This window comes from Lacinutrix himadriensis (genome assembly GCF_001418105.1).
GTDB lineage: Bacteria > Bacteroidota > Bacteroidia > Flavobacteriales > Flavobacteriaceae > Oceanihabitans > Oceanihabitans himadriense.
In genome coordinates this window covers 334638-355762 of record NZ_LIQI01000027.1, presented here as the reverse complement: position 1 = coordinate 355762, position 21125 = coordinate 334638, and the positions used below count along the sequence as shown (strand labels likewise).

Below are 21125 nucleotides of genomic sequence, written 5' to 3'. Positions count from 1 at the left end.
AATACCACCCAAATTTTAACTTTCCCTTCGTAAAACTTCTAATGGCGAACTTCGTAATACGGTTTGAATATTGCTTAATCCTATTCCCAAAACTAGTATTGTAATACCAGGTAAAAAGATTAAAAATGGAATTGGTGATGGTACAAAAGGTTCTTTAAAAACAAACAGTGCTAAACACAGGCTACTAACCAATGCCAATAGCAAGCCAACCAAACTTCCTAGAAGTCCTAAAAAGAGATATTCGAAGGCAGAAATTTGCAAAATTTGTTTGTTTTTAGCACCTAATGTTCGCAACAAAACACTCTCTTTAATGCGTTGGTATTTACTGGTTCGTACCGAGCCAATCAACACAATAATACCAGTGAAAATACTAAAAAATGCCATAAAATTAATAACCCAAGATACCTTATCTAATATATTATCCACTACAGTGAATATTTGTCGCAAATCAATTATGGATACATTTGGGAACTTCGCCACTAAATCTTGCTGTAATGCGGCAGAACTTGCATCATCTGGTACAAAAGTAGTAAGCACGTTAAACTGTGGTGCTTGTTCTAAAACACCTGCGGGAAATACAATGGAAAAATTAAGTTGTATTTGTGACCAATCTACTTTTCGAATGCTTCCTACAGTGGTTTCCATCAAAACACCTTGCACGTTAAAAACCACAGGATCACCAACGGCTAAATTAGCATCAAACGCTAAATTATCGGAAATGGAAATCACAACCGGTTCTTCTGGTTTCAAGTTGGCACGCCACACACCTTCTAGCAATTCTTCGGATGCTATCAGCGAATCCCGATAGGTGGTTCTAAACTCATGATTTAAAATCCATCCTTTAATTTGTCTTGTACTATCTTGACGTAGCGTATTCACTAATTTCCCTTTAATGCTTTGCATACGCATGGTAACCAAAGGAATATTACTAAGTACAGTTAGGTTTTTAGAAGTAATACTTTCCGCAAGGGCATCCCGTTGCTCTGGTTGCACATCTAAGATGATAATATTGGCATTTTGATCTGTCTGCCCAACTTCTGTTTTCGCTAATAGAATGTCTTTGGTAAAATATAACGTACTGATTAAAAACGTACCCAAACCAATAGCTACGACTAAAACAACGGTTTGGTTATTTGGTCTAAAAAGGTTGAGTAAACTTTGGCGCATGGTAAAACTCCAGTGTTTTGGAAAAAACCGTTTTATGGTTTTTATAAAACCTAAAGCCACTGCTGCCAACATAGTAAAAGTAAAAACCGTAGCTATAATAAAAACCAATGCATACAGTGCATCTCTAATCAACCAAAAGGAAAATAAAAACAGAAATACTAAAAGGATTCCATATACCAGATATCGTATCTTTTTTGGTTCTTGAGATCCATTTTCATCCACACGTAACACGTCTAGTGGTGAAACATACCAAGTACGAAGTAATGGCAAGAGCGCAAATAAAACGGACATAAACAATCCTAAAAGCACACCAATTAAAACGGGTTGTGCGGTGATTTTAATTTCCAACGCAAAAGGTAAAAAGTCTTTTAATAGATATGGAAATACAGCTTGTAATCCAATACCTAATAACGATCCTATAATACCACCAATGATTCCGATACCTGCAATTTGAATCAGGAAAATGAGAAAGCTTTGCAGTCTGGATGCACCCATACATTTTAAAATGGCTATGGGTTTTAATTTCTCTTTAATATAAATATGTACCGAACTAGCAATTCCAATACAACCGAGTAGTAATGCGATAAATGCTGCTAAATTTAAGAATTTACCCACATTATCGTAACGTTTACCTAAACGTCGGGTAGTACTTGTATGCGTATCTAAATCGGCACTTTCTAAATCTAGTAATGGTCCTATTTTATCTTCTAGACGTTTTAAGTTTACCGTATCGGAAACTTTATAAAAATATTGGTATTCTTTTCTACTTCCAAACTGAAGTAATTCGGTAGCTTCAATAAAACGATATGGAATAACTACTGGTGGTGCTACAGAACTGGATACCGCAGAATTTCCTGGCATGGATTTTAAAGCACCTGCAATGGGTAGCGTAATTTGCCCTATTTTAATAGAATCGCCTGGTTGTATGTTGTATTGCAACAATAAAGTAGCATCTACTAATGCGCCACCAGATTCTTGATAACTACTTGCAGCAGCAGCTGGTTCTGTATTAATATTTCCATAAAAGGGAAAATCCCCTTCCATACCTTGCACTTTGACTAATTTGGTACCGCCATTCTTTGGAAATGCAATCATGGAAACAAAGTTCACTTCTGAAGCTCCCGGTTTTAAGGAATCAATGATGGCTTGCGCTCTTTCGGTGGGTATTTGTCTGGCATCGATAATATAATCGGCACCCATTAAGGTTTTAGATTGACTCTGAATATTATCCTTTAAATTGGTGCTAAATAACTGTATAGAAACCACAGCAGCTATTCCCAAAATAATAGATGCCATAAATAACAATAGGCGTACTTTACTAGCCTTTGCATCACGCCATGCCATTTTAAACAGCCAACGTACTTGTACCTTTTTAGTGTTCATAGGCATTACAGTGCTGTAGTAGATTGGTTAGTGACTATTTTTCCACCTTTCAGTTTTAATATCTGCTGTGTTCGATTTGCTAATTCCAAATCATGCGTAATAATCACTAAGGTCGTTCCATTTTCTTTATTCAATTCGAAAAGTAATTGTACTACCTTTTCACCCGTTTCATCATCCAAATTCCCAGTAGGTTCATCTGCAAACAATATGGATGGCGCATTTGCAAACGCTCTAGCTAATGCCACACGTTGCTGTTCGCCACCAGAGAGTTGCGAAGGATAATGGTGTACTCTATCTGTTAATCCCACTTTTTCCAATAAAGCCATGCTTTTTGAAGTAGCGTTTTTTGCGCCTTGTAATTCTAGAGGCACACTAACATTTTCAAGAGCCGTTAATGTAGGTAGCAATTGAAAATTCTGAAAAATAAAACCAACTTCCTTATTTCTTAATTGTGCTCGTTGGTCTTCATTTAACGTACTTAAATCTTGTCCGCATAATTCTACAGTACCTGCATTCGGATAGTCGAGACCCGCACAAAGGCCTAGTAAGGTGGTCTTTCCACTTCCCGACGGACCTACAATAGAGAAGGTTTGTCCTTGCTCTACAGCAAAGGAAATATCGTGTAAAACCGTTAATTCTTTGTTACCACTGGTATATGTCTTTTCCAACCCAGTAATCTTTAATATCTTTGGCATATAAGTTTAAATTAAATACAGACGAATGTCCGAGGCTCAAATTAATCAATTACACGCATATCTACCAATCTTAAGCGGATATAAACTCTTAAAATTTTGTTATTTTATTTTAGTAGTTTCCCTCTATTCTTGTGGAGATACTAAAACGGACAAAACTACAGAAGTCCAACCTACGGAAACTTCTATAGAAACGGTAGAAACGCTTCCTGTAAAAAGCAAAACCATTTTGTGTTTTGGAGATAGTATTACGGCAGGCTACGGTCTAGACGACACCAATGATGCTTATCCTGCAGTGTTGCAACACACCATAGATTCGTTACAGCTAGACTTTACAGTAATTAATTCTGGTGTTAGTGGCGAAACGAGTGCTGGAGGTAAAAGCCGTATTGATTGGGTGATTAAACAAGCGCCTACCGTATTTTTATTGGAATTGGGAGCCAATGATGGTTTACGTGGTGTGCCTTTAACCGAAACACAAGCTAACTTACAAGCCATAATTGATGTGGTAAAAGATAAAAGCCCGGAAAGTATTATTGTTCTTGCAGGGATGGAATTACCTCCAAATATGGGACAAGAATATACTACGGAGTTTAGAAAACTGTTTGCCGATTTAGCAGCAAAAAATAACATTGCTTTTATTCCTTTTATTTTGAAAGATGTTGGTGGCATTGCCTCACTGAATCAACGAGATGGCATTCATCCCAATGTTGCAGGACACAAATTAGTGGCAGACACGGTTTGGGAAGTATTGCAACCTTTGGTATTGTGATGTTTTAGAGGAATAGCTAAAAGACAATATTCCTCATTCCTTTTTTATTAAACAAATTAGCTACTCTATGGTATGTTTTAATGTAGTAGCTCTAAAACGGTCTGAATATTCTCTTTGGAAGCTAAATTAGTACCTCCTGTCATGGTGGTAGCAACACCACAAACAACTCCCCATTTTAATATGTCTTTAGGGGAATGGCCTTGCGCTATGGCATAAACCATACCTGCTACCATACTATCACCAGCACCAATGGTACTTTTTACTTTTACCGAAGGCGTTGTTTGGTAAAAAATACCTTGCGCTGAAGCTAAAAACGCACCACGTGCGCCTAAAGATACGATAACATACTGCGCACGCTTATTCGTGATTAACTCCATGGCAAAGGCTTCTTGTTCCGTTTTGGTTAAAAAGTCTTTTCCTGCTAATTGCGCCAATTCACCTTGGTTAGGTTTCATTAAAAACACGGTTTTTTTAAGACTAGATTTTAAGGCCTCACCAGAAGTATCTATAATAAGTTTAACGTTTTTAGCAGTTAAACTATCTATTAATTCCACATAAAAATCTGGAGACATACTATCAGGAATACTACCGCTAATTATAAAAATAGAATTTTCTGTAACTAACTTGTTTGTAGTGTTTTTAATCACTTCTACTTCACTATCACTTAATCCTTTTCCAGGCATCCCAAATCGATATTGTAGATCGGTTTTAGCATCTACAATCGCTAAATTTTCACGTGTCCAATCTGTTACAGAAACTGGTGTGATATCCAATTTTTCTTCCTCTAATAAACGCTTTAATGTTTGTCCAGTATCACCACCACAAGTAAAAACACAATTGTTTTTCACACCCAAAGTATGCAACACACGGGAGATATTTACGCCTCCTCCTCCAGCTTGATATTGAATGGCATGGCATTTTAGTTTTTGCTCTGGAATAAGTTGATCTATTTTTGCGCTTTTATCTAAAGCTGGATTTATAGTTAAGGTTACAATATTCATAAAAGATGTAATATTATTAAGTTGTTGTAAAATAGCAGATTACGCACCAAAAGGAAAAATAAATTTAATAGCCGCAGTTTTTATTCCTTTTTCAAAAGCGTAAAATAAAAGGTAGTACCAACGCCTTGTTCGCTTTCCAACCAAATAGAACCATTATAATAGCTAATGATTTTTTTAACAATGGAAAGTCCAATTCCAGAAGAAGAACCTGTACTTTCTAATTTGGTAAATACTTTAAATATTTTATCAAAATAATCGGCTTTAATACCAATGCCGTTGTCTTTTACAAAAAATAAATGATGGGTATCTTTTTCTTCGTAACCTACTTCTATCCTACCATTTTCTTTATCGCAATAATTTATAGCGTTTTGTATAAGGTTTTGAAAAACCTGTTTAAACCTCCAGGTGTTCCCAAATAAACTAGGTAAATTTTCTTGTATAGTAACGTGTATATGGTTTGGTACTAATAGCGTTTGTAATACCTCTTGCGTGATTAGATTAAAATTTACAAGTTTATCTTCTGCTTCTAATTTGTCAATAATAGAATAGTCTAAAATCCCTTTAATTAGAAAGTCCATTTTTTCTACATTAAACAATACTTGGTGCAATGGTTTAAAGGCCTTTTCGTCTAAAGCTTCTTTATTATCTTCCATAAACCAACCCACTAAGGTATGAATGTTAATTAGTGGCGCTTTTAAATCATGTGAAACTACGTGTGCATATTCATTTAGCTCTTCGTTTTGAATGGATAAGCTTTTTAATAATTCTTCCTGCTTCTTGTTCTGTGCTTTTATACGTTCTTCATATTCTTTTTTCTGAATCACATTAACCAGCATATTTGCATAAACAAAAAGAATTTGTTGTTCATTTTTAGAATAGCTATTTAATTTTTTAACCGAATCGAAACCAATAAAACCAATGAGTTCCCCGTTTTTAATTTTTGGAATGGTTATTAAACTTTTTATACCTTGAGGTTCTAAAATAGCACGTAAACCAAACTCACCATCTTCCTCTAAAAGACTTACATCTTCTACATAAAAAGCTTCTCCTTTTTTGTGCGCTTCCAACCAATGTGTAATATAATCTAATGGTATGTTTTGTAAATTATCTAATTCTGGCTCTATATCTTCAGCACACCATTCATAGGTGTTAGAGCAGGTGTTGTTTACAAAATCGTAGGAAAAAACATAACTTCTGTCGGAGGTTACAAACTCTCCAATTTGTTGCAAAGATTCGCGTACTAGTTTATCTATATCGGATAGATCGGAATTAATATATTTTGTAGAAATACTAATTAATAAGTCTTGAAAACGTAGGTGTCTTTCTATAATTTTATCTTTTCCTAACTGGCTAACCTCTAAATTAGTTTGGCTTTTATTTTCTGCTGAAATAGGATTAGAACTATCTAGATTTTCTTTTTGCATTCGACTCTTTGGGGTTATAATAAACGTTGCTGCTTAGCATTTTACGAATATAATATTTCCATTTTTATTATAAAAGCGAAAACGTATTGAAAATCAGTTATTAAAGAATAAACAGCAAAAAGAAGTATATAAAACGCGATGTGATTAATAGAATGTAAGAATTTAAGACATTAAACATTATTAGCTATTATTCATACTTTGTTTTTTGAAACCATATATCTGATAATGAAATATTGATATTTAGGGTATGAATATACTCTTCTACAAGTATGCTTTCTGTGGTTCCTTTTTTACTAAGCGAATAGGAAAGATTAAGAAGGGATCTTTGACCAATAGGTAAGCCAATACCTAAAGAAGCAGCATAAGTATCTATGTTTTTATCGGCAACTTTTAAGTATCCTGAATTATAATTTAAGCCCATTCTATAATCTACACGATCCCAATATTTAAGTCCGTTAGGATTTTTAGAATACGAAGCTCCTAAACCAAAGATATTTTGATCTGTGTACTCTCCTATTGCATCCGATTGATTTGTAGAAGACCAAAAACTTTTATTATAATCTGCGGTTAAAAGCAGGTTTTTATACATCGTGCTATACCCTATTCCTACTTTTAAAGGAAGATTAAAATCATCAATGGTTTCTCCATTTGTGTCGTCTAATAAAGAATATGCCGAATTTAAATATTTACCAATTTGTACATCTTTAGTTCCTTGTAAAGCCGTTGGGAAATCTACCGTCAATCCAAAATTATGTTTCGGTAATAATTGATATTGCAAACCTAAACCCAATTGAAATCCGCTATAATAGTTCTCTTCCGTAATATCAAAATAGCTATCATTAGTAGAAATGGATTCGCTTTCTTCAATTTTACCAAATAAATAAGACGCTTTTATTCCTAAATTTAAATCTTTACTCATTTTTCTTCCATAATCTAATCGCAATTCATTTAATCCACCAGAACCTTCAATATTGGTTATAAAGGACTCATTACTACCTTCGATATTACTTTCTAAACCCGTTAAAGAATAGCCAACATTACTTGCTGGTTTAAGTGTTAATCCCATTCCGTATTTGCCATTACTATTAAATCCTAAAGAAATATTAGTAAAACTACTCGTGAGATCTTGCTCGTTCGAATTATCTGTATATTGATTCATTAACTCTGCAGAACCACCAAAATCAAGTACAAATTCATTCTCCTTTAAAGATGCAAACGAAGCAGGATTATTAAGGTTTATACCTCTTTTTGCGTCTAAAGCAATTCCTGTTTTACCAAGACCACTATTTCTTCCGGTGTTAGAATTACTCTCTACTCCTAGCCCAAAAAGGGAATAAGGTGAGCTCGTTAGGTTATTATCTTGTGCATATCCAAATAGCAAAAAAAGCATGGCAAAAGCAGTTAAGCACTTCGATTTATTCATATATAGCATAGGTTACAATTAGTTTTGTTGTGAAATTAGATTTTTCACTATCGTTAAATATTATTTTATTTATTGTGGAATTATAATCACCAGAAATTAAAATAAGCGCATCTTCGGTTTCTGGACTTTCATTTAGTTTCTGATCGATAAAATCTAAAACCGGAACGGCATATACTATTTGATTAAATTCAGAATTATCTGTAGTAAGTGTTGCTGTTACTACATCTTCGCTATTGGTAACTTGACTTGCAAAGTCATTGTTTTGGTCCATGGTATACAACAATAATTCTTCCGGTAATGGTTGAATATCTGAATAAGAATCTACTTTAGGTTCTATGTATAAAATTGCATCTAGAATGGTTCCTTTATCACCAATATTATAAAGATTTTTTATGGTTGGAAACTCAATTTTTGTGACATAACCAGTTCCTGCTTGATTGTAACTTATATGGTCACTTTCGGGAGAATAAAGATTATCTTCTTGATCGATTAAGGTTTCCAAAGACAAACCGCTAACATCACTTTCTATATGACTGTAATACTCATTGATGGAGATGTCATAAGTGTTTTCTTCGGTTTCTAATTCGTCTGGAATGCTATAGTAAAATCGTAAATAAGTATCTTCACTAGCTGTTGAAAAACCTATTACAGCACCATTATCTGTATCTTCAGGACGAATGGTAAGTCCTTTTAATTGTTGGTAAAACGATTCTTCATCTGTAATCGTTTTATCTCTAATTTCATCAAATATACCTGCACCAAAATTATAGGGCAATCCTACATACAGAGAATCTTTATTTGGTGTAGGAAAATAGGTTTTACTAACCAAAGGTGTCGTTTCATAAGCAAAGGCTGAAGTATTGTAATAATAAGAATCTTCGGAACTTAATTTATTAGTTAGTTTATGAATGTTTAGCGTTGCTACTTGCGTGGTATCATTATAGTAGTAATTATCATAACCAAGAATTAAACCAACGCTATCTAAAACCGCTTCATTATTTAAATAATAGGAAGAAGGACTTAGTTTGAAATATGCCGAAGTATTCATTATTCCCATGGCAGCATCGGTGTATTTTCCAATCATAACTCTATCCTCTGAAGAGGTTGTAATGGAATCAAACTTCATGGTCGAAAATGCCACAGCAAAAGTATCAATAGATAGTACTCTAATATTAGTACTGGTAAACTCTTCTCCTGCTATAAGGCTAGATTCTTCTGTATCTGCAGAACAGGATACTATGAATAACAAAACCGTTATTATAGTAATTAATTTTAAGTGTAATTTAAACATGTGCTTTTAAGTATTTCTACAAATCAACTACGCATTACACCTAATAAAAAGTCAAATATACCTATGACTGCTATTTATCTACAAATAAGATAATTTATACTACAAAACTTAGCAACAGAGTTTGTAGATTAAAAACAAAGGTTTGTCTACAAAAAAACAGGATAGGTATATTTTATAATTAACCTAAAAGGTTCTGTTAGTATGTTAGCACTCGATGAGTAAAAAACACACATTCATGAGTAAACATACAATACATTATTTAGCCTTTAGTTTGGTTTCTATAATGTCTTATGGGCAAGAAATTTTCACAACAACAGATATGGAAGATTTTGTTGCTTTAGATTATGAAATAATACCCAATAGTAAAGATGTACAACTAGTAGACAAAAGCCTTACTGTTGATTTTTCATCTTTATTAGATAAGTCAGCAATTGGTTTTGGACTTAACTACACCCATAATAGTATCGATTTTAAAGATCATAGCCTGTATAATGATTTTAGTGCTTTTGAAGCATTGCATACCGTACAATTGTATGCAAACTACAAACAACCACTAAAACAGAATTGGGATTTAAATGTGGCATTTGCTCCTTATATATCTTCTACATTAAATGAAAATATTTCTAGTGATGATTTGGTTTTAAGCTACGAGGTGAATTTTGTGAAAAACTGGGAGAAAGATGGTCTTAAATCTTATTTAAAATTAGGAGCTGGTTATGGTGCATTATTTGGTGCTCCCAATTTTTACCCTTTGGTTTCTTATTCTAGTCAAGTAAATGAAAAGTTTAGATATGAAATAGGAATCCCGGTTACTGGTGCATATTATAATTTTAATGATAAAAGCAGTGTGCATATTAAAGCAGAACCAGAATCTATTTATGCTAACAATGCTTCCGCCTTTTTTTTAAATAACAAGGATGTATTATACAATTCAAAATTAGAATTTAAAGCAGTAAAACTATCTCTTGGTTATAAATTTCATTTAGATAGCAACTGGGCAACCTATTTTAATGTTGGCTACTTAACCAACAGTGAGCTTCGTATTAATAATAACGATAATAAAATATATGATTTTGGTTCAGATGAAGCACTAACCGTAAACGTAGGATTAAGATTTAATTTAAATAAAAAGTGAAATGAGAAAAACAATTAACAAAACAGCCTTAAAATTTCTTTTTTTAAGCGCTATAATTACACTAATTAGTAGTTGTAGTAGTGATGACGACAGCGATGATACCGTTGGAAACTGGGTGAAAAAATCAACCTTTAATGAAGATGCGCGAAGCAGTTCTACCGCCTTCACTATTGGAAATATGGGGTACATAGGAACCGGTTACGATGGTGACGATTATTACAAAGATTTTTGGAGTTATAACATGGATACCAATTCATGGCAACAATTAACCGATTTTCCAGGAGAAGAAAGAAGTTCTGCAGTATCTTTTGTTATTAATAATGAAGGATATATTGGTACAGGTTATAATGGAGATACTAGCGAAGAATTAGCAGATTTTTATAAGTATAATGTAAACACAAATAGTTGGACGCAAATTGCAGATTTTGGTGGTTCGGCACGTTATGGAACAGTAGGTTTTGGTTCTGACACTTATGGCTATGTTGGAACGGGTTATGACGGAAGTGATAAAAAAGACTTTTGGAAATATGATCCAGCAACAGATGCTTGGGAAGAGTCTTTTGGTTTTGGAGGAGATAAAAGAAGAGACGGAATTACATTTACTATTGATAATGAAGTGTATCTAACCACAGGAATTAGTAATGGTGTTTATGAAGAAGATTTTTGGGTTTTTAACTTAGATACCGAAGTTTGGACAGAGCTTGAAGATATTGATGAAGACGATGATGACGACATCATTAGATCTAATGCTGTTGCATTTACGATTAATGGTAAAGGCTATATTGCTTGTGGTGAATATGGATCTAGTATAGGTACTGTTTACGAATATAATCCTTCTTCTCAAGCTTGGGTGGAAAGAACAGCGTTTGAACTGTATGCAAGAAGAGATGCAATTTCCTTTAGTAATGGAGAGCGCGCATTTGTAGCACTTGGTAGAAATGGTACTTTATATTTGGATGATAATATGGAGTTTTTCCCAAATGCAACTCAAGATGATGATGATAATTAATTTGTAAATTTTAGAGTCAGAGTACAACAGGAATCCTGTATTACATCTGACTCTTCTTTAAATTCTATTTTTATGAAACACACACACAAGTATCTTGCTTTTTCTTTAACAATTTCAATAATTGTTTTGCTGTTTTTTTATTTTCAACCAGAAGATAATACAGCAAATAATATAACAGATCTCCATATTCATTAAAGGTTTTAACTAAAAATGATTTCTGGATTTATGAGGTATATAACAATGATAATTTGTTTATTCGCCAAGAATACATTCCTGCAGCAATAGGAAAACAGGTTTTTAAAACAAAAGAAGATGCCGAGAAAATGGGAAAAGTGGTACTCGTTAAACTTTCTCAAGATAAGTTTCCTGCAATTAGTATACGTGATCTTGATGCGAATAACATTAACTTTAGAAAAATTTGATTCAGGTCTATAATTATTAAAATTTGAAAAATAAAATATCCTATAAAGAAATAATAATACACACCTTAGTTTGGATGTGTATTAGCATATTTCCGTTATTAACAGCATATATTGACTTGGGTGAAATTCCTTCCGGAATGTACTTAAAACAAGCAATGCGACCTATTGTGTTTTATATAAATTACTTGGTTTTTGTGCCTTACTTATTGTTGAGACGAAAACTAGTTTTATATATTTTAGTTTCTATTGTTTTTTTATTCGTTTATAATTATGTCACAGAAGAATTAATTTTCAATAACCTAATTGTAGAATTTAGAAACCTACCAAGACCACCAAATAGACCTGGAGGACCATTTGGTATAAAACATGCTATTCCTATTGTTTTTTCTTTATCTATTTTTCTTTTAGGAGGGATTTTTAGCTTAGTAGTTGACTTTTATAAAAGAGATCGTTTATCTAAAGAACTAGAAAATGAACAAAAAGATATTAAGCTTCAGTTTTTAAGAAATCAATTAAATCCGCACTTTTTATTCAACTCTTTAAATAGTATTTATTCTTTAGTAAGAAGTAAATCCGATGATGCACCAGAAGCAGTAATTACCTTATCCGAGTTAATGCGTTATATGCTTTATGAAGCTGGAGATAAACAGGTTCCGCTAGAAAAAGAAATCAATTATATTCAGAATTATATTGCATTGCAAAGGTTACGATTAAAAAATACCGAAGCAGTTAAACTGAATATAAATGGCGAAACAAGAAACTTAAAAATCTACCCTTTACTATTAATTTCTTTTATTGAAAACGCTTTTAAATATGGCACAGATTATAAAGGAAATACACAAATAGATATTAAGATTGTAGTTAGTAATAACCAATTAGTTTTTAAAGCAGAAAACATCCTCGGGCTACATAAACGGGATATGAAGAATTCTGGTGTCGGACTAAAAAACATTGAAAATCAGTTACATTATTTATATAAAAATAATCATAAACTGATAATAAACGAAACGAAAACACACTATAAAGTACATTTAACCTTAAATTTGATGGATAATGAGATGCATAATAATTGATGACGAACCTTTAGCTATTGATATTATAGAATCGTATTGCCAAGCCATTGGTTCTATTGAAGTAATAGAGACCTTTACAAATGCGATTGAAGCTTTAAATTTTATAAATAACAATACTATTGATTTGGTTTTTTCGGATATTGAAATGCCAAATATAACAGGAATAGAACTTATTAAATCTTTAGAAGGAAAAGTCCCTTACTTTATTTTTACGACTGCTTATCCTGAATATGCCTTAGAAGGATTTGATTTAAATGCCATAGATTATTTAGTAAAACCAATCCCTTTTCCTCGTTTTATCAAAGCTATAAATAGAGTTAAAGAAATGATTAAATTGAATGATAGTAGTGCTTCGTTTAATTTTTCTTCCGCAGGTGGCGAAATTAAATCTCATGAAGATGACTTTATTTTTGTGAAATCGGAATATGAAAATTTAAAAATAGATATAAACAGTATCAAACTCATTCAAGGTTTAAAAGACTATTTAAAAATTCATTCGGAAGATGCGAAACCTATTTTAACACTAATGAGCTTTAGAGAAATTCAATCCAAACTCCCAGAAAGCACATTTATTAGAGTCCACAGATCCTATATCGTTAATGTTAATAAAATTACATCTGTTCAAAAAAATAGAATTGTAATTAAAGACGAAAGAATTCCTATTGGAGAAAGCTACAAATCTATGGTGTATAGTAGATTAAGCTTATAACGATACTAGTATTTCTATTCCATATTATAAAATAAAACTACTTATTTTTGATTTTTTTTTGTGATTATAAAGCATATTCTTCACCATCTTCATAAGAACTAAAAGTGATGGTATCTGCATAGCTTTAAACAATAGTATTATGTCACGCTTTACATAAATCATTTGGGATAGAAATAGAGTGTGCGATTCCCCGTTCATTACCCATTATATTTCTCGGTATTCCGTGGATTAAGTATTTCAACTGAAATAATTAACGGTATATCGATGTTTTTATTTTCTTCCTCAAAAGCGTTACTTTTTTTAAAGCCTTGTTAATCAGTATTTTAAGCACGTATACTTGCAGGTGAGTTTGTTTTGGCACCTAAATTGCTTCTAGTTTTTCAATTAATACGAATAATATAAAATCCATCCTATTTAAATAGGATAAAGCGTATTTAAAACAGACACCAATATATAAACCCCAAAAACGAATAAACGTGAAAAACATTACTAAAAAATTAATACTATTAATGGCCATTGCCATTTTTACATCTATTAACTATAATGCTATAGCTCAAGTAAGTATTGGCGCATTAACACCAGATGCTTCGGCCATGTTAGATGTCACTTCCACGGATAAAGGACTTTTAACACCTAGAATGACTACCGCTCAAAAAGCAGCAATATCTAGTCCTGCTCAAGGTCTATTAGTATTTGATACCGATTTAAATGGGTTTTATTACTTTGATGGAGCAAGTTGGGTAAGCCTAAGCGCCGGAAGTGGAAGTAGTAATGACTATACTGGATGGGGAGATTACGAGGATGGAACCTATACCTCTGGAAGTCCTTTAACATTAACCGCTTATTCTAAAGTGACTTTACCTAATGATGCAACTACGGTTAGAGATAGTCAAAAACCTATGGATGTAACCGAATTTTATGATGCTACTACTTCTACTATAACAGGAAGAGATGGAGATGGTGTAAATATAGTGATAGAATTTAAAGTAAATCCTACTATAAACAAGAACACTAAGATAACGGTAGCAATTGATATAGGAGGTGGTGTTGGAGAAATATACACAAGAGACTTTATAACGTCAAAAGGTATTGGAGTGGAGCATTTCTATTTGAGCTCTTTTAATGCATACACATTAAACACATGGGAGTTAAACGGTGGTACTGTTAAAGTGGAATCCGATTATGCTGCAGAGATTTATGATATTAGATATATAATAACAAGAACGCACAAAGCAAGATAATCTCAAATCGCTTGATTTGAAAAAGTAACCTAAGAATAATGTTTTCATAAAAAATTTAGTTTGGATTGATTAATAGCAAAGTTTAAGTAAAATCAAACTATTTTAAAAGCATCTCTTTTCGCAATGAAAAGGGGTGTTTTTTTTATTTCAAAATGCCAGATAAAAAAGCAATAGAAATAAACTAAAGAAAATAAATGCTAATAAAATTCTGTTAAACAAAATTCAGGATAGTTTAAATATTGTAACTTTGTAAGTAATATGAAGCAAATATTCCATAAAATAATGTCTTTTGCAATGGCTTTTGTAGTGTTATTCTCTACCATGTCCTTCAGCGTAAACATGCATTATTGTGGAGATACTTTAGTAGAAACTGCTATTTTTAATAAAGCTAAAGGTTGCGGAATGAAAATGGAGAAGCCCGCTACAGATGGTTGTTCCATTACTAAAAAGAGTTGTTGTAATGACGAACAAGTACTTGTAGATGGTCAAGACCAATTACAAATTCAATTCGATAACATTTCTTTAGAACAACAAGTATTTATAGCTTCATTTGTATATACGTATATAAATCTTTTTGAAGGTGCTTATAGTAGTATATCTTCATTTGAAACCTATATACCACCACTCGTTAGCAAGGAAATCTTCAAGCTCGACGAGACCTATTTAATTTGATTTTTAAACAATAGACTGTATTATCCCAATGATTTATTTCATGAGGATAATTTTTGCCTGCCCTTTTGCAGACAAGTATTCGGTGTTTTCTTATTTGGAACAACATCTCTTTCTAACTGTTTAATAATCTAATTACATGCTAAATAAAAGCATTAAATTCTTAATAGAGAATAAACTCGTAGCCGTTTTATTACTCGTTCTTTTTGTAGGATGGGGAACTATAAATGCACCTTTTAATTGGGATACAGGCTTTTTGCCTAGTGATCCAGTTGCAGTAGATGCGATTCCAGATATAGGGGAAAACCAACAAATTGTTTTTACAAAATGGGATGGTCGTTCACCGCAAGATATCGAAGACCAAATTACCTATCCGTTAACTACTTCCCTACTCGGTATTCCCGGTGTAAAAACTATTCGTAGTTCGTCTATGTTTGGCTTTTCTAGTATCTATATTATTTTTGAGGAAGACATCGAATTTTACTGGAGCAGAAGTCGGATTTTAGAAAAATTAAATTCCCTACCAAGTAACTTATTACCAGAGGGTATAAACCCTGCTTTGGGTCCAGATGCTACCGGTTTAGGACAAGTATATTGGTACACTTTAGAAGGTCGTGATGTAAACGGAAAAGTAACTGGTGGCTGGGATTTACAAGAATTACGAAGCATTCAAGACTACTACGTAAAGTATGCGCTATCTGCTGCTAGTGGTGTTTCTGAAGTAGCTTCTATTGGTGGTTATGTACAAGAATATCAAGTCGATGTCAACCCCGAATTAATGCGTCAATACAATATTGGTTTAAACCAAGTGGTTCAAGCGGTTAAAAGTAGTAATCAAGATATTGGTGCGCAAACCTTAGAAATCAATCAAGCCGAATATCTCGTACGTGGTTTAGGCTATGTCAAATCGGTTGCAGATATTGAAAACGCTGTAGTTACTTCCGAAGCATATACTGCTATTAAAATTAAGGACATTGCTAAAGTATCTTTAGGTCCTGCAGCACGTCGTGGTTTATTAGATAAAGAAGGTGCTGAGGTTGTTGGTGGTGTTGTAGTTGCTAGATATGGCGCGAATCCAATGGAAGTAATTACCAATGTAAAAGCGAAAATAGATGAACTAAAAGGTGGTTTGCCAAGCAAAGTATTAGCAGATGGAAGCACCTCGCAATTAACAGTGGTTCCTTTTTATGATCGTTCCGAATTGATTGTAGAAACCTTAGATACGCTGAATGAAGCATTAACACTAGAAATTCTAATTACCATTTTAGTGATCATTATTATGGTGTTTAATTTAAGAGCCTCCATTTTAATTTCCGGATTATTACCTGTGGCTATTTTGATGGTTTTTGTAACGATGAAGCTATTTCATGTCGACGCAAATATCGTGGCGCTTTCTGGTATTGCAATCGCCATTGGAACCATGGTAGATGTTGGTGTCATACTCGCCGAAAATATGATTCGCCATCTCGATGATCAAAAATTAAGACTTCGAGAAGATGGCACAGCATATACTATAAATGAAGTCGTTTATAACGCTACTGCGGAAGTTTCTGGTGCGATCTTAACCGCAGTTTTAACTACCATAATTAGTTTTGTACCGGTTTTTACAATGATTGGTGCCGAAGGAAAACTATTCAGACCTTTAGCTTTTACAAAAACAATGGCATTATCTGCATCCTTGGTAATTGCACTGTTTATAATTCCGCCATTAGCAGCTTTCCTATTCCGAAAAACGGTACTTAAAAACACCTTTAGATATTTCTTAAATGGCGGAATAATAGTTGCTGGAATTGTAGTTATTATATCTGGTTATTGGTTAGGAAGCATTTTAATAGCTTTCGGAATTACAGGTTTATTTATTGTTTTAGAAAAAATAGATCCTAAAAAAGGGAATCTAGTAAATATCATTATTTCATCTGCAGCCATCGTATTTCTACTTGCCGAATATTGGAGACCATTAGGTTTTGATCGTAGTATTCTAATCAATTTAGTTTTTGTAGCTATTATTTGCTTCGGAGTTTTAGGAATCTTTTCTCTTTTAAGAATCTATTACGGAAGACTTTTAAAATGGGCTTTAGCGAATAAAATGCTATTTCTAATCATTCCAACTACCGTACTAATTTCTGGTGTTTGGATTATGAATAACACAGGAAAAGAATTCATGCCTTCGTTAAATGAAGGATCATTTCTTCTGATGCCAACTTCTTTACCGCATGCTGGTGTAGAAGAGAATAAACGCGTGTTACAGCAATTAGATATGGCAGTTGCGACCATTCCTGAAATTAAAATGGTAGTAGGAAAAGCAGGAAGAACAGAATCTGCTTTAGATCCTGCACCAGTTTCGATGTACGAAAATATGATTCAGTATAAGTCTGAATATATGCGTAATGCCAAAGGAAAAAGACAACGTTATAAAGTAAATGATGTTGGTTTATTTGAACTGAAAGATGGACGATTTATTGCAAATCCAAATAACACCCAAAATGTCACCTTGAGCGCAGTCGAAAGGTCTCAGTTAATCGAAGACAACGATGGCGAATTCTACCGTAACTGGCGACCAAAAATTAAGAATCCAGACGATATTTGGAAAGAAATAATAAAAGTTACTAAGTTACCAGGAGTTACTTCTGCACCAAAATTACAGCCAATAGAAACCCGACTGGTGATGTTACAAACCGGTATGCGAGCGCCAATGGGTATCAAAGTAAAAGGACAAGATTTAAAACAAATGGAAGCTTTCGGATTGGAATTAGAAGCTCTTTTAAAACAAGCCGAAGGTGTTAAAGTTGAAGCTGTTTTTGCCGATCGAATTGTTGGTAAGCCTTATTTACTCATTGATATCGATAGAGAAAAAATTGCGCGTTACGGCATTTCTATTGCAGACGTACAAAGCGTTCTAAAGGTAGCCATTGGCGGTATGGAATTAACCCAAACTGTGGAAGGCCGAGAGCGATATGCCGTTCGTGTTCGATATCCAAGAGAATTGCGTGGCAATCCGGAAGATATAAAAGACATCTATATTCCTGTTGAAAAAGGAAGTCCGGTGCCGTTAAGCGAATTAGCAACAATTCGGTATGAGCAAGGTCCGCAAGTAATAAAAAGCGAAGACACCTTTTTAGTCGGTTATGTTTTGTTCGATAAATTGGATGGTTTTGCTGAAGTGGATGTCGTTGAAAATGCCCAAGCCTTATTTCAAGAGAAAATTGATTCGGGCGTATTAATCGTTCCTCAAGGTGTCAGTTATAAATTCACAGGAACTTACGAGAATCAGTTACGAGCAGAAAAAACACTTGCGGTTGTAGTGCCTTTGGCATTAGCGATTATCTTTTTAATTCTTTATTTTCAGTTCAAATCGGTGTCCACATCATTAATGGTGTTTACAGGAATTACGGTTGCATTTGCAGGTGGATTTATTATGATTTGGCTATATGGTCAAGACTGGTTTTTCAATTTCAACCTTTTTGGTGAAAATATGCGGGATCTTTTTAATATGAAAACCATCCATTTAAGTGTGGCGGTTTGGGTTGGTTTTATTGCCCTATTCGGAATAGCAACCGATGATGGCGTAGTCATGGCAACGTATCTGACACAAACTTTTGATCGTGAAAAACCTTCCGATAAGAAAAGCATCCGAGCTTCTGCTTTACAAGCTGCAGAAAAACGTATTCGTCCGTGTTTAATGACTACAGTTACAACCATTCTTGCATTGTTACCGGTATTAACTTCCACAGGAAAAGGAAGTGATATTATGATTCCAATGGCCATTCCAATATTTGGAGGAATGGTAATTGACGTTACCTCCTACTTTATCGTTCCCGTTTTATATAGCTGGAGAGAGGAAATGAAGTTAAAGAGAATAGAGAAAAAAGCGCTTAGAAAAATAGACTAAAAAAACATTATGAAAATCCTTAATATACATATCGTACATAAAGCTGTTTTGCTTTTTGGTTCTTTATTCTTTTTTCTTAACGGACAAAGTCAAGAATTAGAAACCTATATCAACGAGGCTTTTGAGAATAATCCTGAAATTCAAGCATTCGAATTGCAGTATAATATTGCTTCCGAAAAAGTGAATGAAGTCAACACCTTACCAAACACCGAATTTAGTGCTGGGTATTTTGTTTTAGAACCAGAAACACGAACGGGTACACAGCGTTTTAAAGTATCGGCAAAACAAATGTTGCCTTGGTTTGGTACTATTACTTCGCGAGAAAATTATGCGAGTTCTTTGGCCGATGCTAAATACGAGGACATTGTAATTGCCAAACGAAAATTAATAGTTTCCATAGCGCAATCGTATTATAGATTATACGATAACAAAGCAAAACAAGCGGTTTTAGTCGAAAATAGAGAACTTCTTAAGACCTATGAAACGCTGGCACTAACATCAATTGAAGTTGGTAAAGCTTCTGCAGTAGATGTTTTTAAATTACAAATGCAACAGAATGAATTGGAGCAATTAGAACAGGTTTTAGAACAACAATATCTAGCAGAACAAACTAATTTTAATAAGCTATTAAATAGAGAAAAGAATATAGAAATTGAAGTTGTAGATGAATTGATAATGCCTTCCGAAGATTTTGAAATCCCTTCTGAAAATTTAGCATTGCATCCAGAATTATTGAAATACGACAAGCTTTTTCAATCGGTAGAACAATCCGAAGTATTGAATCAAAAAGAAAGTAATCCTTCTTTTGGTTTCGGATTCGATTACATCAATATTCAAGCAGATTCAGACATTACTTTTAGTGAAAAAGGAAAAGATATTTTTATGCCTATGGTTTCGTTATCTATTCCTATTTTTAATAAAAAGTACAAATCGAAAACCAAACAAAATGAATTACAGCAACAAGAGATTGAAGCACAAAAACAAGAGCGTTTAAATAGCTTAGAAACGCTTTTAGATACAGCTATAAACGATAGAATTTCCGCAAGAATCAGCTATAATACACAGGTTAAAAATATAAAACAAGCCAAAGATGCGGAAGATATTTTAATTCGAAGTTACGAAACAGGAACCATCGATTTTAACGATGTTTTAGACATTCAAGAATTACAATTAAAGTTTCAAATGGATCAAACAGAATCGATTAAAGCATATTACATACAATCCACAATTATTAATTATTTAATAACGAATTAAAATGAAAGAAACGATCTACATCAAAAACATGGTTTGTAACCGTTGTATTGCTTCCGTTTTGTCCATTTTTATTGCTGAAAATTACACGGTGGAATCTATCGAATTGGGAAAAGTAGTTGCTTTAAAAGGACCAAAAAGTAATTCCGAAAATGTAAATAAAGCATTAGAAGAAATAGGTTTTGAAATTATAGAAAACGAAGCAGATACTTTGGTCGAACAAATAAAAGTCATGCTTATTCATAAAATAGAATTGGCAGAAACAGACGATTTATTCAAGACCTTAGGAAAAGAGTTTGGTAAAACAGAAACTGCAATAAGCAAACTGTTTAGTAAATCGGAAGGAATAACTTTAGAGAAATATACCATCCATTTAAAAATTGAAAAAGTAAAAGAATTAATACAGTTAGGACACTTAAATTTTTCGGAAATAGCATATTCCTTAAATTATAAAACGAGTAGTCACTTGGCAAGACAATTTAAAGCGATTACAGGAATGTCGATGACAGATTATAAAAGCGTACAAGATTGGGATAGAAAGTCTTTAGACCAAATTGTATAAATAAGAAACAGA

16 protein-coding genes and 1 pseudogene are annotated in these 21125 nt (G+C 33.3%); 11 read left to right on the top strand and 6 right to left on the bottom strand.

Annotation, left to right across the window (positions count from 1 at the left end):
* Positions 1 to 15: 15 nt before the first annotated feature.
* The gene (locus AMD28_RS14800; RefSeq protein WP_055445063.1) at positions 16 to 2511 is read right to left on the bottom strand and encodes an ABC transporter permease; all 2496 of its coding nucleotides are present in this window, start codon (positions 2509 to 2511) and stop codon (positions 16 to 18) included.
* A 44-nt stretch (positions 2512 to 2555) separates the two neighbouring features.
* Complete coding sequence (locus tag AMD28_RS14795) at positions 2556 to 3245, bottom strand: ABC transporter ATP-binding protein (protein ID WP_055444903.1); 690 nt, start codon at positions 3243 to 3245, stop codon at positions 2556 to 2558.
* A 25-nt stretch (positions 3246 to 3270) separates the two neighbouring features.
* Between AMD28_RS14795 and AMD28_RS14790 the strand changes: the two genes are divergently transcribed.
* On the top strand, positions 3271 to 4014 hold the full coding sequence (locus AMD28_RS14790) for an arylesterase (RefSeq protein ID WP_055444902.1): 744 nt from the start codon (positions 3271 to 3273) through the stop codon (positions 4012 to 4014).
* A 77-nt stretch (positions 4015 to 4091) separates the two neighbouring features.
* Here AMD28_RS14790 and AMD28_RS14785 read toward each other — a convergent pair whose 3' ends face one another.
* From AMD28_RS14785 to AMD28_RS14770, 4 genes are all read right to left on the bottom strand, one after another.
* Complete coding sequence (locus tag AMD28_RS14785) at positions 4092 to 5015, bottom strand: 1-phosphofructokinase family hexose kinase (RefSeq protein WP_055444901.1); 924 nt, start codon at positions 5013 to 5015, stop codon at positions 4092 to 4094.
* Positions 5016 to 5095: 80 nt separating this feature from the next.
* On the bottom strand, positions 5096 to 6439 hold the full coding sequence (locus AMD28_RS14780) for a sensor histidine kinase (RefSeq protein WP_083478330.1): 1344 nt from the start codon (positions 6437 to 6439) through the stop codon (positions 5096 to 5098).
* Between the two features lie 187 nt (positions 6440 to 6626).
* Complete coding sequence (gene bamG / locus AMD28_RS14775; protein WP_055444900.1) at positions 6627 to 7862, bottom strand: BamG family beta-barrel-assembly machinery protein; 1236 nt, start codon at positions 7860 to 7862, stop codon at positions 6627 to 6629.
* On the bottom strand, positions 7855 to 9153 hold the full coding sequence (locus AMD28_RS14770; protein ID WP_055444899.1) for a DUF4270 family protein: 1299 nt from the start codon (positions 9151 to 9153) through the stop codon (positions 7855 to 7857). Before AMD28_RS14770 ends, bamG begins: the two co-directional genes overlap by 8 nt.
* 235 nt (positions 9154 to 9388) lie before the next feature.
* On the opposite strand from AMD28_RS14770, the gene AMD28_RS14765 reads away from it, so the two are divergent.
* The 10 genes and pseudogenes from AMD28_RS14765 to AMD28_RS14725 all read left to right on the top strand — a co-directional run bounded on the left by AMD28_RS14765 (position 9389) and on the right by AMD28_RS14725 (position 21113).
* Positions 9389 to 10288 carry a DUF6268 family outer membrane beta-barrel protein gene (locus tag AMD28_RS14765; RefSeq protein WP_055444898.1) on the top strand — a complete coding sequence of 300 codons (900 nt, stop codon included), beginning with the start codon at positions 9389 to 9391 and terminating at the stop codon, positions 10286 to 10288.
* A 1-nt stretch (position 10289) separates the two neighbouring features.
* Positions 10290 to 11297, top strand: a complete 1008-nt coding sequence (locus AMD28_RS14760) for a Kelch repeat-containing protein (protein WP_055444897.1) — start codon at positions 10290 to 10292, stop codon at positions 11295 to 11297.
* 209 nt (positions 11298 to 11506) lie between these two features.
* Positions 11507 to 11719, top strand: a pseudogene (locus AMD28_RS18405) (DUF4907 domain-containing protein); the annotation flags it as partial.
* A gap of 23 nt (positions 11720 to 11742) precedes the next feature.
* Positions 11743 to 12792, top strand: a complete 1050-nt coding sequence (locus AMD28_RS14755; protein ID WP_152975625.1) for a sensor histidine kinase — start codon at positions 11743 to 11745, stop codon at positions 12790 to 12792.
* Positions 12773 to 13501, top strand: a complete 729-nt coding sequence (locus AMD28_RS14750) for a LytR/AlgR family response regulator transcription factor (RefSeq protein WP_055444895.1) — start codon at positions 12773 to 12775, stop codon at positions 13499 to 13501. The genes AMD28_RS14755 and AMD28_RS14750 overlap by 20 nt, the downstream gene beginning before the upstream one ends.
* A 476-nt stretch (positions 13502 to 13977) precedes the next feature.
* A complete protein-coding gene (locus AMD28_RS14745; RefSeq protein WP_152975624.1) occupies positions 13978 to 14742 on the top strand; it encodes a hypothetical protein in 765 nt (254 codons plus the stop codon).
* Between the two features lie 258 nt (positions 14743 to 15000).
* A complete protein-coding gene (locus tag AMD28_RS14740) occupies positions 15001 to 15414 on the top strand; it encodes an HYC_CC_PP family protein (protein ID WP_083478327.1) in 414 nt (137 codons plus the stop codon).
* 136 nt (positions 15415 to 15550) lie between these two features.
* Positions 15551 to 19300: an efflux RND transporter permease subunit gene (locus AMD28_RS14735; protein WP_055444893.1), complete on the top strand. Its 3750-nt coding sequence runs from the start codon at positions 15551 to 15553 to the stop codon at positions 19298 to 19300.
* Between the two features lie 9 nt (positions 19301 to 19309).
* Positions 19310 to 20554: a TolC family protein gene (locus tag AMD28_RS14730; protein ID WP_055444892.1), complete on the top strand. Its 1245-nt coding sequence runs from the start codon at positions 19310 to 19312 to the stop codon at positions 20552 to 20554.
* 1 nt (position 20555) lies between these two features.
* Positions 20556 to 21113, top strand: a complete 558-nt coding sequence (locus tag AMD28_RS14725) for a helix-turn-helix domain-containing protein (protein ID WP_055444891.1) — start codon at positions 20556 to 20558, stop codon at positions 21111 to 21113.
* The last annotated feature ends 12 nt before the right edge of the window (positions 21114 to 21125 follow it).

Bases quoted from the DNA above. Each gene is read 5' to 3' on its own strand.
- AMD28_RS14735 (WP_055444893.1), top strand. From the start codon at position 15,551: ATGCTAAATAAAAGCATTAAATTCTTAATAGAGAATAAACTCGTAGCC.
- AMD28_RS14740 (WP_083478327.1), top strand. From the start codon at position 15,001: ATGAAGCAAATATTCCATAAAATAATGTCTTTTGCAATGGCTTTTGTA.
- AMD28_RS14750 (WP_055444895.1), top strand. From the start codon at position 12,773: ATGAGATGCATAATAATTGATGACGAACCTTTAGCTATTGATATTATA.
- AMD28_RS14730 (WP_055444892.1), top strand. From the start codon at position 19,310: ATGAAAATCCTTAATATACATATCGTACATAAAGCTGTTTTGCTTTTT.
- AMD28_RS14780 (WP_083478330.1), bottom strand. From the start codon at position 6,439: ATGCAAAAAGAAAATCTAGATAGTTCTAATCCTATTTCAGCAGAAAAT.
- bamG (WP_055444900.1), bottom strand. From the start codon at position 7,862: ATGAATAAATCGAAGTGCTTAACTGCTTTTGCCATGCTTTTTTTGCTA.
- AMD28_RS14790 (WP_055444902.1), top strand. From the start codon at position 3,271: ATGTCCGAGGCTCAAATTAATCAATTACACGCATATCTACCAATCTTA.
- AMD28_RS14795 (WP_055444903.1), bottom strand. From the start codon at position 3,245: ATGCCAAAGATATTAAAGATTACTGGGTTGGAAAAGACATATACCAGT.
- AMD28_RS14765 (WP_055444898.1), top strand. From the start codon at position 9,389: ATGAGTAAACATACAATACATTATTTAGCCTTTAGTTTGGTTTCTATA.
- AMD28_RS14725 (WP_055444891.1), top strand. From the start codon at position 20,556: ATGAAAGAAACGATCTACATCAAAAACATGGTTTGTAACCGTTGTATT.
- AMD28_RS14785 (WP_055444901.1), bottom strand. From the start codon at position 5,015: ATGAATATTGTAACCTTAACTATAAATCCAGCTTTAGATAAAAGCGCA.
- AMD28_RS14760 (WP_055444897.1), top strand. From the start codon at position 10,290: ATGAGAAAAACAATTAACAAAACAGCCTTAAAATTTCTTTTTTTAAGC.
- AMD28_RS14770 (WP_055444899.1), bottom strand. From the start codon at position 9,153: ATGTTTAAATTACACTTAAAATTAATTACTATAATAACGGTTTTGTTA.
- AMD28_RS14800 (WP_055445063.1), bottom strand. From the start codon at position 2,511: ATGGCATGGCGTGATGCAAAGGCTAGTAAAGTACGCCTATTGTTATTT.